The organism is Providencia sp. (assembly GCF_040396775.1).
In the GTDB taxonomy this organism is placed as follows: domain Bacteria; phylum Pseudomonadota; class Gammaproteobacteria; order Enterobacterales; family Enterobacteriaceae; genus Providencia.
This window is the reverse complement of the sequence record NZ_JBEBNT010000008.1, coordinates 1-15945: the sequence shown is the minus strand read 5'-3', so window position 1 is coordinate 15945 and position 15945 is coordinate 1. Positions and strand designations below refer to the sequence as shown.

Genomic DNA, 15945 nt, shown 5'->3' with positions numbered 1-15945 from the left:
TTCATTTCAAAGTAGCCCTACATCTAAATAAAAAAATATTAGAATTCAAGGAAGTACAATGAGTCTAAAGCAAACCCTTTGTGCGTATGAGTTAATCGATTGCGCGAGTGTTAAGGGGGAAGATGTTGTTGCATTGTTCAAGACTTTCCCAGCAATTAAAGTTGCTTCTAAAACGGTCAAAGACCTGAAAGGTCAAAGTGATTTTGTCCGTATTCTCATTCCAGGCACTCAAGGTAAATCTCAAGGTCATCAAGCACCCACATTAGGTATTATTGGCCGTTTAGGTGGGATTGGTGCAAGGCCTTCACGTATTGGGGTGGTTTCAGATGCTGACGGGGCGATTGCTGCCATTGCAACCGCACTGAAATTAGCGCAAATGCATGAAAAAGGCGATAAATTAGTGGGTGATGTGGTGATTACAACTCATATTTGCCCTAATGCGCCGACTCGCCCTCATACCCCAGTTGATTTTATGGACTCTCCTTTGGAAGATGCCACGATGAATCAACATGAAGCGATCCCTGAAGCGGATGCCATTTTGTCAGTAGATACTACCAAAGGTAATAACCTACTGAATCATAAAGGTTATGCGTTATCGCCAACAGTCAAAGATGGGTACATTTTACCTGTTTCTGATGATTTGATCCGCTTAATGGAGTGGAGTAGTGGGCAGCGTGCGGTGACATTTCCATTATCCATTCAGGACATTACACCGTATGGTAATGGTCTCCATCATATCAATAGTATTATGCAGCCTGCTGTGTCTACGTCAGCCCCTGTGGTTGGTGTGGCCATTTGCTCAGAAACTGTGGTGCCAGGGTGTTCTACGGGGGCAAGCCATGAGATTGATATTGCTGTTGCGGTAAAATTTATGATTGAAGTAGCGAAAGCTTTTACGCAAAAACAGTGTGATTTTTATGATGCGGAACAATATGCGTTATTGACGTCACTGTACGGCAGTATGTCACATTTACAAACCTCAGGTCGTTGATCGTATAAAATAGCCACAGTTAATTATTAACTGCATCAATATAATTGAAATAATTAACTGTGCTCTATATATGCAAAAAACTAATTAGCTTCTGATGTACCTTCTGCACTCTCTTCGATTTCAATGGGGATGATGACATCCGCATGATTGCCTTTTGGGCCAATTGTTACGCTAAATTGTACTTTCTGACCTGCTTTTAGTGTCCTGTAGCCATCCATTTTGATACAGGAATAGTGAGCAAAAATATCTTCTCCACCATCAGCTGGGCAAATAAAACCAAAGCCTTTTGCATTATTGAACCATTTAACGATACCCGTCTCCATATTTTATCCTTTAGGTTTACCAGTTGTGTTTTACAGACATATAAAATATACACAGAATCTAAGTAAAAATACGTTATGAATTGTTCGTAAAACATACTGTAGTAAATTGCATTCTAAGGTCAAGAGGGGAGTTTCAGTAATTATGGTAAAGTGGTAAGAATTCGATAAGCGCTAAATGCTATTTTCTGGGATATTTGATGTAGCTCACAGATTGCTAAAGATAAGCGTTGATGTCAGTGGCATGATACACTGCAAATGAAAGGCTTGTTTGAGAAAAGCCGTGAAAGAATTTAATGGTATAGTTTTATGACACTATCAAGAGGATTGATAGAAATCGTTGATAATAAAGACTATGCTTAATTTGAAGTTAAACTCTGAGCAAGAAAGTAATGAGCGATTTTCTAGGCACATTTAAAACAGACGTCATATTCAAAGACGAAGTGGAACAAACCTTACAGCCGCCGTCGATGTATAAGGTATTATTGAATAATGATGATTACACTCCGATGGATTTTGTTGTCGAAGTGTTACAAAAATACTTTTCTTTTGATGAAGAACGCGCTACACAGATAATGTTAGATGTGCATATTCAAGGAAAGGGAATTTGTGGGGTTTTTACGGCAGAGGTTGCGGAAACAAAAGCGGCGCAGGTCAATACATTTGCCCGCGAACATGAGTACCCTCTGCTTTGCACTATAGAGAAAGTCTGATCCGGCTTAATATCAATTTTGGGAGGTGCTTATGCTCAATCAAGAACTGGAGCTTAGTTTAAACGTAGCGTTTACGAAAGCGAAAGACAGTCGCCACGAATTTATGACTGTTGAGCACCTATTGCTGGCGTTACTGAGTAATATCTCGGCACGCGAAGCTTTAGAGGCTTGTAAGGTTGATCTTGTCGCTTTACGTCAAGAACTGGAACACTTCATCGCGCAAACTACACCCTTGTTACCCGAAAATGATAACAGAGACACCCAACCCACCCTCAGTTTTCAGCGTGTGTTGCAAAGGGCGGTATTCCATGTGCAGTCATCGGGTCGCAGCGAAGTTAGCGGGGCAAATGTTCTTGTCGCGATTTTCAGCGAGCAAGAATCCCAAGCTGCGTACTTATTGCGTAAGCATGATGTTAGCCGCTTAGATGTGGTCAATTACATTTCCCACGGTACCGTAAAAGGTGAAGAGTCGTTATCGTCAGATAACGACATGTCCAACAGTAGTGCGCCGAATGAAGAGCCACAGGTCTCAGAAGACCACATGGACAACTTTACGACCAACCTGAACCAACAGGCCAAAAAAGGGAATATCGACCCGCTGGTGGGCCGTCAGGCCGAATTAGAGCGTACTATCCAAGTCTTATGCCGTCGTCGTAAAAATAACCCGCTGTTAGTGGGGGAATCTGGCGTCGGTAAAACTGCGATTGCGGAAGGTCTTGCATGGCGTATCGAGCAGGACGATGTGCCTGATGTCATGAAAGGCTGTACGATTTACTCCTTAGATATTGGCTCATTATTAGCAGGAACGAAATACCGCGGGGATTTTGAAAAACGCTTCAAAGCCTTGCTTAAAATGTTGGAAAAAGACCCGAAAAGTATTTTATTTATCGATGAAATTCACACCATTATTGGTGCTGGAGCTGCATCGGGCGGGCAAGTCGATGCCGCGAACTTAATTAAGCCACTGCTTTCAGGTGGGCGTATTCGAGTGATGGGCTCAACCACCTATCAGGAATTCGGTAGTATCTTTGAAAAAGACAGAGCACTGGCTCGTCGTTTCCAAAAAATTGATATTGTGGAACCGACACCTGAAGAAACTATCCGTATTATTAATGGGTTAAAACCGAAATATGAAGCGCATCATGATGTGCGTTATACCGCGAAAGCCATTCAGGCAGCGGTTGATTTATCCATTAAATATATCACCGACAGGCATCTGCCGGACAAAGCCATTGATGTGATTGATGAAGCTGGTGCGCGTACGCGCTTAGTTGCGCCAAGCAAGCGTAAGAAGACTATCGGTGTGCCTGAAATCGAAACGGTGGTTGCCCGTATCGCGCGAATTCCAGAAAAAACGGTTTCCTCAAGCGATAAAGACAAACTCAAAACCCTCGATTCTCGCCTGAAGATGTTAGTGTTTGGGCAAGATAACGCCATTGGGGCGCTGTCTGAAGCGATCAAAATGAACCGTGCTGGGTTAGGTTTAGAAAATAAACCGGTTGGTTCCTTCTTGTTTGCAGGCCCAACAGGGGTCGGTAAAACAGAAGTGACAGTGCAATTAGCCAAAGCACTGGATATTAAATTATTGCGTTTTGACATGTCCGAATATATGGAGCGCCATACTGTCAGTCGTTTAATTGGTGCGCCTCCGGGGTATGTCGGCTTTGATCAAGGCGGTTTATTGACTGATGCCGTGATCAAGCATCCGCATTCCGTGGTGCTGCTTGATGAGATTGAAAAAGCGCACCCGGATGTGTTCAATATATTACTGCAAGTGATGGACCACGGCACGCTGACTGACAATAACGGCCGTAAGGCGGATTTTCGCAATGTGATTGTCGTTATGACGACGAACGCTGGGGTGCAAGAAACACAGCGTCGCTCGATTGGCTTTGCGGAGCAGGACAACAGTACGGATGCGATGTCTGAAATCAAACGTACTTTCTCGCCAGAGTTCCGTAATCGTCTTGATGGCATCATTTGGTTCAACGCACTGACGCCAGAAATTATCACTCAAGTTGTTGATAAATTTATTGTCGAGCTACAAGCGCAGTTGGATGATAAGGGCGTGTCTATCGAGGTGAGTGCAGCAGCACGTCGCTGGTTATGTGAAAAAGGCTATGATAAAGCAATGGGTGCCCGACCTATGGCGCGCGTAATTCAGGATAACCTGAAAAAACCATTAGCAAACGAATTGCTGTTTGGTTCATTAACCAACGGCGGCTCTGTAAGTATCGGGCTTGATGAAAAAAGTAACACACTGACATACAGCTTCAGTAGCGTGCACAAGGCCTCTCCGGAGGATGCGGTATTCTGACATAATTAACCACAGGTGTATCATGCACCTGTGGTAATGTCAGGCCTTGCCTGAAGAGGTAATCAACGGCTACGGAAAATGATTCGGCCTTTGCTCAGGTCATAAGGGGTTAACTCTACAGTTACCTTGTCGCCTGTCAGGATGCGGATATAGTTTTTACGCATTTTTCCAGAAATATGAGCAGTCACCACGTGACCGTTTTCCAGTTCAACACGGAACATTGTATTTGGCAGGGTATCTAAAACTGTGCCCTGCATTTCAATATTGTCTTCTTTGGCCATCTAATCCTCTAAGTTTAATAACCGTGATTTTTAACGGGCAAGATAATGCCCAAAAAACCGCACTAAGTAAAGAAGTGTCGCATTTTAACGCGATCTTTATACTTATGTGAAGGAATAAAATTAATAATAAACCAACGTTCACTAATCGAAAATTGGCGGTAATTCAATCGATTGCGGTATCCAGCAGGCGGGGTCTATCCCTATGTCACGCCACCGATAAAGAATATGTAAAAAATCCCTACGGGATATTTCTTTTGCGCCGAGTGAGGCGGTGTGGTGGTTAAGTACCTGACAATCAAAAAGCTGCCCATTATAGCGCAAAAAATGAAAATAGAATGTAATAAAAGCAAATTTGGATGCATCATTCATTCTACTGAACATAGATTCCCCACAAAACAGGTGACCCATGTTCACACCGTACAAGCCGCCAACCAGTTTGTCGCCATACCAAGCTTCAACAGAGTGGGCTAATCCTTCATGGTGTAATTCAAGGTAACCTGCTTGTACTTCAGGCAGGATCCACGTTCCTTCTTCACGCACTGAGCACGCATCAATAACATCCTTGAAAGCATGATTAATAGTAATGCGATAAGTCTGCTTTTTTAATACTTTTTTCATCGAGCGGCTGATGTGTAAATCTCCGATCATTAAGACAGCTCGAGGGTCTGGTGACCACCATAAAGGCATCTCACTTGGATTGAACCATGGGAAGATACCATCATAATACGCCGCTTGCAGCCTTTTTGATGAAAGATCTCCCCCAATGGCTAATAAACCATTGGGTTCCCGCATCGCTTCCGACACGGGAGGGAACAAATATGAGTCATCATCGAGTTGATACATACCGCGCCTCAGTGCGTTTTCTGAGCCCAATGGCGCTGACGGAATTGGTAGTATTGGCCTTGTCTATCTAACAGCGCTTGATGGGGGCCTTGTTCGACAATTTTACCACTATCCATCACGCAGATGTTATCCATTTCTTCAAGGCCTTGCATGCGATGGGTAATAACTATTAAGGTTTTGTCTGCACATTTTTCTTTTAACAACGCTAGAATTTGTTGTTCAGTCTGCGCGTCTAGGCCTTCTGTTGGCTCATCCATTAAAACCAGTGGCGTGTTATGTAGTAGGGCGCGAGCTATACCTAAACGGCGCTGTTCACCGCCAGACAACTGGCGACCACCTTCCCCCATCCATGCATTGAGCTTCAATTCATTATCGAGCAAATTGCCTAAACCAACTTGTTGTAATACATCATTTAATTCGGCATCGGTAGCGTGTTCATTCGCTAATAATAAATTATTACGCAGGGTATCGCTAAACACATGTACGCGTTGCGGTACAACCGACATGATACTGCGCAGTGATTTCTCACTAAATGTATTAATTGGCTGACCATTTAATGTAATCGTACCGCTGTCGACATCCCATGCACGGGTTAATAGTTGTAAGAGTGTTGATTTACCACAGCCCGTTTTTCCAAGCAGAGCAAGGTGTTGCCCTTTGGTTAAACTCAATGAAACATTATTGAGCACAGCAAAAGGCTGTTCAGGGTAGGTAAACGATATATTATCGACCGTCAGATTTTCCAATGTTGTTATTGAAGGGCTTTCACTTGGGAAAGTGACTTCTGGTTTTGCGGTCATTAATTGGGATACGCGGGTTGCAGACGCAATCACTTGCCCCATATGTTGGAAAGCAACGGCAACAGGGCCTAATGCTTCAAAAGCCGCTAAGGCACAGAAAACAAATAACGCAATCAATGCCCCAGGTTTAGTATCCCCGCCAACATGGTCTGCGGCCATCCACAATAGCAATGTGGCCGTCACCCCTGACGCAAATAAAATAATGGCTTGGGATAACCCCGTTAGAGCCGTTTGCTGTTGTTGGCGTATTTGCCAGTCATTTTCAATTTGCCAAAGGTTTTGGCGAAAACGTGCAGTGGCACCAAATAAGGTTAACTCGGCTTGGCCTTGCAGTGCTGACGTTAAAACCGTGCGATAATCGCCACGAAGTTCGGTTAGTTCACGGCCAATCGGTTTGCCTGCGTGGTAAAAAACAAACGGCATGGTGAATAGCAAGAACAACATCACGCCACCCAGTGTCCAAGCGAGGCGAGGGTCAAGGTAGCTTAAACCAAAAATTAAGACGAATGTGACGAAAAATGCCGTAATAATCGGTGATAATACACGTAAATAGAGGTGATCAAGGGTTTCGACATCAGCGACTAGGCGATTTAATAGCTCCCCTTGGCGGAAACGGCTAATCCCCCCCGGCGAGAGTGGCAGCACTTTACTAAAGGCGAAAACACGCAAGTGCGCAAGGACTTTGAATGTCGCATCATGGCTGACTAAGCGCTCGCCATAGCGCCCTGCAGTACGGAAAATCGCTGCGCCACGCACACCTGCCGCAGGCAGCATGTAGTTAAAATAGTAAATTCCTGGGAAGCCAGCGATCGCTGTACCTGCTAAAAACCAACCTGAAAGTGTTAACAGGCCAATACTGGCAAGTAACGTGACAATCGCCAAGATGATGCCAAGGGTTATCAGGAACCAATGACGGCGGTAGAGGGCTAAGAAGGGATATAAAACTTTCATTATCAGAGCTCCTCACTGCGATGGGCTAATAACTGGGCAAATGCCCCTTCAGACTGGCTGAGTTGCTGGTAATTTCCTTGTTGGATGATTTGGCCGTTTGCCATCACCCAAATTTGGTCGTAGTCCAAGGTTTCTTCCAGTAAGTGCGTGACAAGCAACGTGGTTTGTTGCTCTGAGAGCTGGTTCAGTGTATGCATGACACGTTGTTCACTGTGTGAATCTAGGCTTGCTGCGGGTTCGTCTAGCAGAAGTAGCCGCGATGGTTTCAGTAGTACGCGCGCGACAGCAACACGTTGTGCTTGGCCCACAGAAAGTCTCGCGGCGTAATCGCCAAGGCGTGTATTTAAACCATCGGGTAAGTGGGGTAAAAACTCAGAGACATAAGCTTTATCAATCGCGTGTTGAATTTCCGCTTCAGACGCATTGGGTTTACCTAAACAGATATTTTCAACGAGTGTTTGCTCTGGTAGGTGAGGGTTTTGCCCAACCCAACCCAGTAATTCGCGCCATTTATCTGGGCACAATTCACGCAGTTCAATACCATTAACGGTCACTGAGCCGTGGTAAGGTAAAAAGCCGAGTAATAAGTTCAGTAATGAGCTTTTACCTGCACCGCTTTGCCCAACCAGTGCAATACGTTGTTGTGGTTCAATGGTGAAGTTCAGCGGGCCTGCAAGGCAGACACCATCATGGGACAAAATCTCGAGCTGATTGGCTTGAATGCGGATCGGTTCATCCGAGAGTGTTTTTGTGCCTTGTTGCGGTTTTTCTTCGCCATCGCTATTTAGCAGCGTTTCTAAGGTTTCAGCCGCACCAACGGCTTGCGCTTTAGCATGGTAATAAGTACCCAGATCGCGAAGTGGCTGGAAAAACTCAGGGGAAAGGATCAAAGCAAGGAAGCCAGCAAACAGTGTGACAGGTAAGCCATAACTTCCAAAACTCAGTTCACCTAAATACGAGAAACCAAAGTATACCGCGACGACAGCAATGGAAATCGAGGCGAAAAACTCTAAAACACCAGAAGATAAAAACGCCATACGCAGCACTTCCATTGTTCTGGAGCGAAAGTCTTCAGTTGATTCACGAATTTGCTGAACTTCAGCTTTTTCACGGAAGAATAAGCGAAGGGTATCTAGCCCGCGAAGCCTATCTAAGAAACTGCCGCTTAATCGGCCGAGAGCAATAAAGTTACGGCGGTTTGCATCTGCGGCCCCTAAGCCCACTAACGCCATAAAAATAGGAATTAAGGGGGCAGTTACAAACAGGATCATCGCTGCCGCCCAGTTAAACGGGAAGATGGCGATAAGGATCATGATAGGCACAATCCCAGCTAAATACATTTGAGGAAGATAGCGCGAATAGTAATCTTGCATATCTTCAATTTGCTCAAGAATAATGGTTGCCCAGCTTCCAGCAGGTTTACCTTTAACCCAAGCAGGGCCGAGTTCTTGAAGTTTATCGAGTACGCGAGTACGAATTTCTTGACGAACAATTTGGCCACAACGGAAGCCAACACGTTCTCGAATATAGGTCACAATGGCGCGTAAAATAAATACGCCAATCAAAAGGCCAAATGGGGTCAATAGCTGTTCTCGCGGAGTGCCATCCATAATCAGGGCTTGAAGGATGACCGCTAAGAACCAAGCTTGAGCAATAATCAGTAATCCACTCACCATGCCTAACAGCATAGAGATCCGCAACCAGCGCTTAGCAGGTGCACTGTGTTGTTTTAACCAACGTACCAATTCAGTCTGTCTTGATTTATCCATAATGATTTAGTTAGCAGGTATAGTTTTAATGTCATTGAGTATCGTTAGGTCGTAAAAAACCTAACATCGTTTTTATCGTTCACTATAGAGTTAAATAACATCAGGGCGGAAAATAATGATCAAACAACATATTTGAAAAATTGGCTAAAGCATCGTTATTGATCTCGACCTGTAATTCGATTATTTACACTACATCATAGCAGCTTAACTGACAGATGTTGCATAATAAAAGTGGGTTATTTAATATAGAAAGTGCTTTGTTATCAAATTGTTCTGTAAAGGTAAACTGAATATTTCAATGTTAAACAAAACACAAAATCGGTGAAATGCTACTGTATTTTTACGTAATGAGAAGGCGGCTCAATAGAAAATTGTTAAGCCGCCCACATTTTTAAGGAATGCTAGGGGCTGTTTATCTTTGCTGCTGATTTTTACCGCTAAAAAGGTCAAAAAACAATTAACACATTGAATAAATGTGCTAATCAAGCCGACTGACTATTATTTGCGTTAACTATTGTGCTTAAACGCTGCCCTGCGGGGCCGATTAAAGCGCGTTTCACTCATTTGATGCTGCGTTGAGAGGCTCTTGCCTAGTTTACTAGGCTTCGAACCTCTCGCCTTGCCTAAAATGGCTTTAATTCGAATAAAAATTGACCATCAAAGGTAAACACCCCCTAGGGTGTGGGAATAATGTTTAACCACTCTTTGGGTTTTAACGTAAATTGTCCATTGAGTAAATTATCCCAAGCTTGGTCTTTTTTCTGCACAGTATTGAATGAATGACTTTGTGTGTCGACAACTTCCCAGTTTTGTTCGATTTGCTGCCAAATATTGCAATCAATGGTTGAGCTGGTGGGATAGGAATAACACATAATCACATCATTTTGCCCATCTTGGTTCACGTCTGCCATAAAACCTAAGCATGAATAAGGTTCATGTTTTGATGTGCAATACCAAGCGCTGCTGAGGTTCTCACCCAAATCAAACCAACTATCCGGTAAAGTAGGGCTGTTTTTCGCCTGTATTAGCACTTCCTTGAGTGGTATTCGTTGCTCTTCAGCATAAGGACTGGTTTGGAATTGTTTCTGGTATTCAGGATTGCTATTTAGCTGTTCAAACGCGATCTTACCTTCAGCACCTAATTGTTTTAAGTCATACGCGAGTGAGCTATTTACTTTGATTTTGCCATTATTTACACCCGCTACAATGCTATTGATGGTTATGGTTTTGAAATTAGCGATAGGGCTATTAATGACGAAAATAACGACAATAAGGGAGAGAATACCCACTTTATTAATGGTACCGAGTGAGGTCATCCACATTGTTTTTTTGCGAATAATCGCAATGCTATAGGCTAAAACAACCAAAGCTAAAAATAGCGCAACGGTAAAGGCATATAACCGCTCGACACTCCAGCTGTATTGGTTAACTCGCACAAGAATGCCGTACAGTGAAAGCCCTGAAAAGGCATTGAGCAATAAGATGTTAAGTAAGACAAACGAATTTAGCCCTTTGCGAAATTGGTATTGTGTACTGCCATCCCCATAAACAAAATTAATAAAAATGAGATTAAGGATAACAAACCACAGCATCACGGCAGAGCCTAAGCCCGCGGATTCTAGGCCTGAAAAATAAGAAATAACAAAGCCACTTAAGAAAATGACGGCAACCACGTTCAGTAATGGCAGGAAGAAACGGGCAATAAAGCTCGCAAAATTACTGAGTTGAATATCAAATGTTGCACGCAAAAAGGCTAAACCGATATTGAAGCCGAGGGTAAAACTGACCCAATAAACGACATCATCATCAAGAATGTCGCTTAAAAAATGCAAATTAACAATACTGAAAAGAAAGCTGGCTAATTTGATAATTAAAGTCAGAAGCCCACCAATTGCCGAGGCCAATATACCTAAGAAGGTATTTTTGATATATAAACCCATTAAACAACTGTAATTAATTTTCCATGACCGTGTTGTTTGCAGTAATTGCATCCATGGAAGTAGGAAAAATAACAGGACAGTTAGGGTAATAAACGCCACAAAAGGGTTAGCATCTGCGGCATTTTCAAAATCTTGGCTATGCCAGAAGTTAACCCAACAAGTTAGTGCGATAGTCAGGGCAATACTGAGATAGAAAAATACAGATTTAGCGTTAGTGATTAAATAACTGACCACAGATGGCACGAAAATAGCCAATAACATAGGAAGAAACACGGTCGTTGCATCTAATTGGCTATCAGAACGAATAGAGTAATCCGTTGTTGCAGCAATAACGATACCTTGTACGATGGCGAGAACGATAATAATTAAATATGAATAGCCACGAACGACATCACGCCCTGCTGCTTGCTCCATATCAATACCTATAAAGTTAAGATCATGTAAAAAACAGTATAGACAGAGCAGGAGAAGGGCAATATAAACTTGCTCTTAAAAATACGTAGAGATGTGAAGTATTAAAAATGAAATCATAAAAAAAGCAGCAACCTATGATGGTCACTGCCTAAATCGAAAGCATATGACGATTATTTAGATGCTAAACCGTCAAGATAGCGCTCTGCATCTAATGCCGCCATACAGCCTGTACCTGCGGAGGTAATCGCTTGGCGATAAATATGATCCATCACATCGCCTGCTGCAAATACACCCTCTACAGAGGTTTGTGTTGCGTTTCCTTGGGTGCCAGATTGGACTTTGATATAGCCATTATCTAAATCTAGCTGGCCATCAAAAATAGCGGTATTTGGGCTGTGACCAATCGCGATAAAAGCACCCATCACAGGGATATCTTCAGTGGTATGGGTTTTTGTGCATTCAAGGCGCACACCTGTAACACCCATATCATCACCTAGCACTTCATTTAAGGTACGATCGGTATGCAGAACGATATTGCCATTTTCGACTTTGTCCATTAAACGGTTGATCAGGATTTTTTCTGCGCGGAAGCTATCGCGGCGGTGAATTAAATGCACTTCAGAAGCGATATTGGATAAATACAGGGCTTCTTCAACAGCTGTATTACCGCCACCAACGACAGCAACTTTTTGATTACGATAGAAAAAGCCGTCACATGTTGCACATGCAGAAACACCCCGGCCTTTAAAGGCTTCTTCAGAAGGCAAGCCGATATAACGTGCGGAAGCACCTGTTGCGATGATTAGTGCATCACAGGTATATTCGTTTTCATCACCAAATAAACGGAATGGACGTTGTTTTAAATCCACTTTATTGATGTGATCAGAAATAATTTCAGTTTCAAATTTCACTGCATGCTCATGCATACGTTCCATGAGACCAGGACCGGTTAGGCCTTCAGGGTCACCCGGCCAATTTTCGACTTCAGTCGTTGTCGTTAATTGACCGCCTTTTTCCACCCCAGTAATCAGTGCAGGGCTTAAATTTGCGCGAGCAGCGTATACTGCCGCGGTGTAACCTGCGGGGCCTGAACCTAAAATGATTAACTTGCGATGCGTGGTTGTGCTCATGAATTCCTCTTTTAATCTCAAAAAAAGCATTCTTAGGATTGTAGGAGAAATAGGAAGGTAACAAAAGTGATTTAAGTGCGACTTGGCCTTATGCCACTTATTTCTCCGATAGGCAAGACTCGCTAAATGTAAAAAAATATGTCAAAAAGGTAAGGTTGTCACGCTTCACAATTTTTAGGAATTATCTTGAAATAGGGCTGCGAAACGTTTTACTGGAAAAAAAAGCGAAATCTTGTACTGATTTTTATTCATTTGCTTTGACAATCGGCTGCGCATTTGCGAAAACATCTATGTAAGAGTTAATTATCTAGCAGGTCAATGGAAATGGCGCATTTTTGTTCTTGCTGGAAAGTTAGCTTTACACTACTTACAAACTTTAAAAATGAGTCACGATTGTGAATGATAATTACATTCACACGAACTTCAGCACTATAAATAGAATTTGCCCTGAACACGAATTCCTAATAAAAAAGGTAGTTGGCAAGGGCTCATTATATAGATGTAGAAAATAACAATTAGAGAAAGAGAGATAAAGAGATGATTGACAATAAAAAGCGTCCTGGCAAAGACCTTGACCGTATCGACAGGAATATATTAAACGAACTACAGAAAGACGGGCGTATTTCTAACGTAGAATTATCCAAGCGTGTTGGTTTATCTCCAACGCCTTGTTTAGAGCGCGTACGTCGTCTTGAAAGACAAGGTTTTATTTCTGGCTATACTGCCTTACTGAACCCACATTATTTAGATGCATCCCTATTAGTGTTTGTTGAAATTACACTGAATCGTGGTGCGCCGGATGTGTTCGAACAGTTTAATACAGCAGTTCAAAAGCTTGAAGAAATTCAAGAATGTCACTTAGTATCTGGTGACTTTGACTACTTGTTGAAAACGCGTGTGCCAGATATGTCCGCATATCGTAAGCTGCTAGGTGAAACACTGTTACGTTTACCAGGTGTAAACGACACTCGTACCTACGTAGTAATGGAAGAAGTTAAACAAAGCAACCGTTTAGTGATTAAAACTCGCTAACTCAGGCTTTTTTGACCTCACTTCAGCACAGCATTATCAGCTTTGTTGTCGCACTGCAGTTTCAACGCTGAGTTTACTCAGCGTTGTTCCGTTTTAGAGCCTTATAATTTCCGAAAATTTCCCTTTAAAATCGGCTAGTTGACTGTAAGCTCTACCTTTCTTATGTAATTTTACGAAAATCTCTTCGTTATCGATAAGTTTTATTATCAATTTATTGATTTTAAAGCTATAAATAATTGGGAATTTTGTCGATAAATAGAAATTGAATCCGATTTCATAAGATGAAATACTGGGTCACTTTGTATTAATTGTGCATTTATTTGCCTTAGAGGTTGCTAAACAGGCATCTCAGGGCGATTAATGTTAGAATAAACAGAATCAGTAAAGAAAATCAGTCAGTAAAGAAACAATAATGAGCCAAGAATACACAGAAGATAAATACATCAAATTTAAAAAACTCAGTAGTGGAAGACGGCTACTCGAGGTGATTTTGCTCGCGATTTGCTTAAGTGCAGTCTTTCTTATGGTTGCATTACTAAGCTTCAGCCCTTCAGACCCAAGTTGGTCGCAAACCACGTGGAACGCACCTGTGAAGAATTTAGGTGGCAGTGTGGGGTCATGGAGTGCAGATATCCTATTTTCTGCTTTTGGTATTCTTGCTTTTGCTATTCCAGCACTATTATTACTGGGTTGTTGGGCTATTTATCACTATGAAAGCCAGCGCCGTTATATCGATTTTTTCTCGCTTTCTTTACGTTTAATAGGCGGCCTAGCACTAATCCTATCTTCTTGTGGTTTAGCGGCACTTAATTTTGATGACTTGCCCAATTTTGCTTCAGGTGGTGTGATTGGTAGCGTGTTTAGCAGTGCCATTATGCCGTGGTTTAATTCATTAGGTGCCACACTGGCATTGTTGTTTTTATGGGCAATAAGCTTCACCTTATTTACGGGTTGGTCATGGTTAACCATTGCGGAGAAAATTGGTGCCGCAATCCTTCTTCCGATTACATTATTAACGAACCGCGCCAGAGGCGACGATATAGACGATTATGATGTCGAGGAAACGGAAGATGCGTTGCAACGAGCGCAAGAGGCTGAGCACTTAGCAAATGATAACGATCAGCTCCTTGATGCTGACGATGTGCTATTTTCAGCGCCGTCAGTGGCTGAGCTTGCGATAGAAAACGTACCACAAGCGGACGTGATTGAAGAACAACGTTATGTCGAATCACCAGTAGCAATGCCAGAAGTCGCTTCAGCGACAGAGCTAGATACATTGCCATCATTCACAGCGGCGGATGAGCCGAATACATATCACTTTGAAGTCCCTGACGATTACCAGCCACAATTAGGTGGTGGCTTTGAGAAACAAGCAGAACCAACATTTGAACCTGCCGTGTCTCAGCCAAATTATGCACCTGTAACGCCATCGGCGTTCAGTTCGGTTAATGATGTTCAGCCACTACATCAAGAAAATCAATCGTTTGTTGAAGCTGATAACACGCCATCGATGCCGACATTTCCTGCGCCACAAAATACATTTATACCTCCATCCCCTTCTGAATTATTTACACCAGCACCAGTGATTGGGGATGTTGCGACAAGTCCTTCTGTGACAGAACGGGTTGCTGACCCTGCGGCTTTAGCCGCAGCAGGAATTTCCATTGCCGCACTTGAGCGTCATGCGCAGGTTAAGCAAAATATGGAGCCTGAACTGCCAAGGCCTAACCCTGTGCGTTTACCAACGCGCCGTGAATTATATGGGGTTCGCATTCCATCGCAGCGAGACGCGGAATTACAACGTCGCCAAGAAGAAGCCTCTAAACGGGAAGAAATCTACCAACAGTGGTCCACAAATGACGTTGAAGATGACCAGAACAGAGATGATGAACAGCAAGCTGAGCTATTACGCGCTCAATTCTTAGAGCAGCAGCGTGAGCGTTACGGTGAGGTCGATAATACAGATTACGAGCCACCTGCTACGCAAGTCGCGCCTGTTGATTTATCTGAGCCTCTACAGGATGAACAAAAAGAACAAGCGTCTGTCAATTCATGGACTCAACCAACAATTGAACATCGTTGGCCATCTTCATCTGATTTATCTGTAAATACACATAAATTTGCGGAACCAGAAATTCCATCTTCTGTTCCTAGTGGTACTTTTGATAGTCATATTGATAATGAACAAGATGACTTTGAACCGAAGATTGATTTACGAAAAGAGTTTTCAGTATTAGACAGCTTCTCTCCTGTTGATGATTTAGTGGATGAAACACCAGTTGATCCACTCTTTATGCCAACATTTACTGCCGTTGAACCGCCAGTTATTCCACAAAATAATTCGTATTCAGAGCTTGGCAATAGCCAGCCTGCAACACACACTTTTGCACAGCCACAGCAGCCACAGCAGCCACAGCAGCCACAGCAGCCACAGCAGCCACAGC

General features: G+C 43.0%; 12 protein-coding genes. 5 read left to right on the top strand and 7 right to left on the bottom strand.

Features of this window, described 5'->3' with window-relative positions; translation table 11 throughout:
* Positions 1 to 58 precede the first annotated feature (58 nt).
* Positions 59 to 991 (top strand): DUF1177 domain-containing protein, encoded by a 933-nt coding sequence (locus tag ABWP91_RS10555; protein WP_353243242.1) that lies wholly within the window; start codon positions 59 to 61, stop codon positions 989 to 991.
* Positions 992 to 1071: 80 nt separating this feature from the next.
* Here the strand turns inward: ABWP91_RS10555 and cspD are convergent, their stop codons facing one another.
* Positions 1072 to 1314 (bottom strand): cold shock domain-containing protein CspD, encoded by a 243-nt coding sequence (gene cspD, locus ABWP91_RS10550; protein ID WP_353243241.1) that lies wholly within the window; start codon positions 1312 to 1314, stop codon positions 1072 to 1074.
* A gap of 389 nt (positions 1315 to 1703) precedes the next feature.
* On the opposite strand from cspD, the gene clpS reads away from it, so the two are divergent.
* A complete protein-coding gene (gene clpS, locus ABWP91_RS10545) occupies positions 1704 to 2024 on the top strand; it encodes an ATP-dependent Clp protease adapter ClpS (RefSeq protein ID WP_206085439.1) in 321 nt (106 codons plus the stop codon).
* Positions 2025 to 2055: 31 nt separating this feature from the next.
* Entirely contained in the window at positions 2056 to 4341 is a 2286-nt protein-coding gene (clpA, locus tag ABWP91_RS10540; RefSeq protein ID WP_353243240.1) for an ATP-dependent Clp protease ATP-binding subunit ClpA, read from the top strand.
* 62 nt (positions 4342 to 4403) lie between these two features.
* On the opposite strand, the gene infA is transcribed toward clpA, so the two are convergent.
* From infA to trxB, 6 genes are all read right to left on the bottom strand, one after another.
* A complete protein-coding gene (infA, locus tag ABWP91_RS10535) occupies positions 4404 to 4622 on the bottom strand; it encodes a translation initiation factor IF-1 (RefSeq protein ID WP_004244560.1) in 219 nt (72 codons plus the stop codon).
* A gap of 141 nt (positions 4623 to 4763) precedes the next feature.
* Entirely contained in the window at positions 4764 to 5465 is a 702-nt protein-coding gene (gene aat, locus ABWP91_RS10530; protein ID WP_353243239.1) for a leucyl/phenylalanyl-tRNA--protein transferase, read from the bottom strand.
* Positions 5466 to 5473: 8 nt separating this feature from the next.
* The gene (gene cydC / locus ABWP91_RS10525; protein WP_353243238.1) at positions 5474 to 7216 is read right to left on the bottom strand and encodes a heme ABC transporter ATP-binding protein/permease CydC; all 1743 of its coding nucleotides are present in this window, start codon (positions 7214 to 7216) and stop codon (positions 5474 to 5476) included.
* 2 nt (positions 7217 to 7218) lie between these two features.
* A complete protein-coding gene (cydD, locus tag ABWP91_RS10520) occupies positions 7219 to 8985 on the bottom strand; it encodes a heme ABC transporter permease/ATP-binding protein CydD (protein ID WP_353243237.1) in 1767 nt (588 codons plus the stop codon).
* A gap of 674 nt (positions 8986 to 9659) precedes the next feature.
* On the bottom strand, positions 9660 to 11339 hold the full coding sequence (locus ABWP91_RS10515; protein ID WP_353243236.1) for a DUF7057 domain-containing protein: 1680 nt from the start codon (positions 11337 to 11339) through the stop codon (positions 9660 to 9662).
* A 170-nt stretch (positions 11340 to 11509) separates the two neighbouring features.
* Positions 11510 to 12469 (bottom strand): thioredoxin-disulfide reductase, encoded by a 960-nt coding sequence (gene trxB / locus ABWP91_RS10510; RefSeq protein ID WP_353243235.1) that lies wholly within the window; start codon positions 12467 to 12469, stop codon positions 11510 to 11512.
* Between the two features lie 537 nt (positions 12470 to 13006).
* Between trxB and lrp the strand changes: the two genes are divergently transcribed.
* Together lrp and ABWP91_RS10500 are read left to right on the top strand one after the other, a co-directional pair.
* Positions 13007 to 13501 (top strand): leucine-responsive transcriptional regulator Lrp, encoded by a 495-nt coding sequence (gene lrp / locus ABWP91_RS10505; protein ID WP_004918089.1) that lies wholly within the window; start codon positions 13007 to 13009, stop codon positions 13499 to 13501.
* Positions 13502 to 13913: 412 nt separating this feature from the next.
* The coding region (locus ABWP91_RS10500) for a DNA translocase FtsK 4TM domain-containing protein (protein ID WP_353243234.1) at positions 13914 to 15945 on the top strand (2032 nt) is incomplete at its 3' end.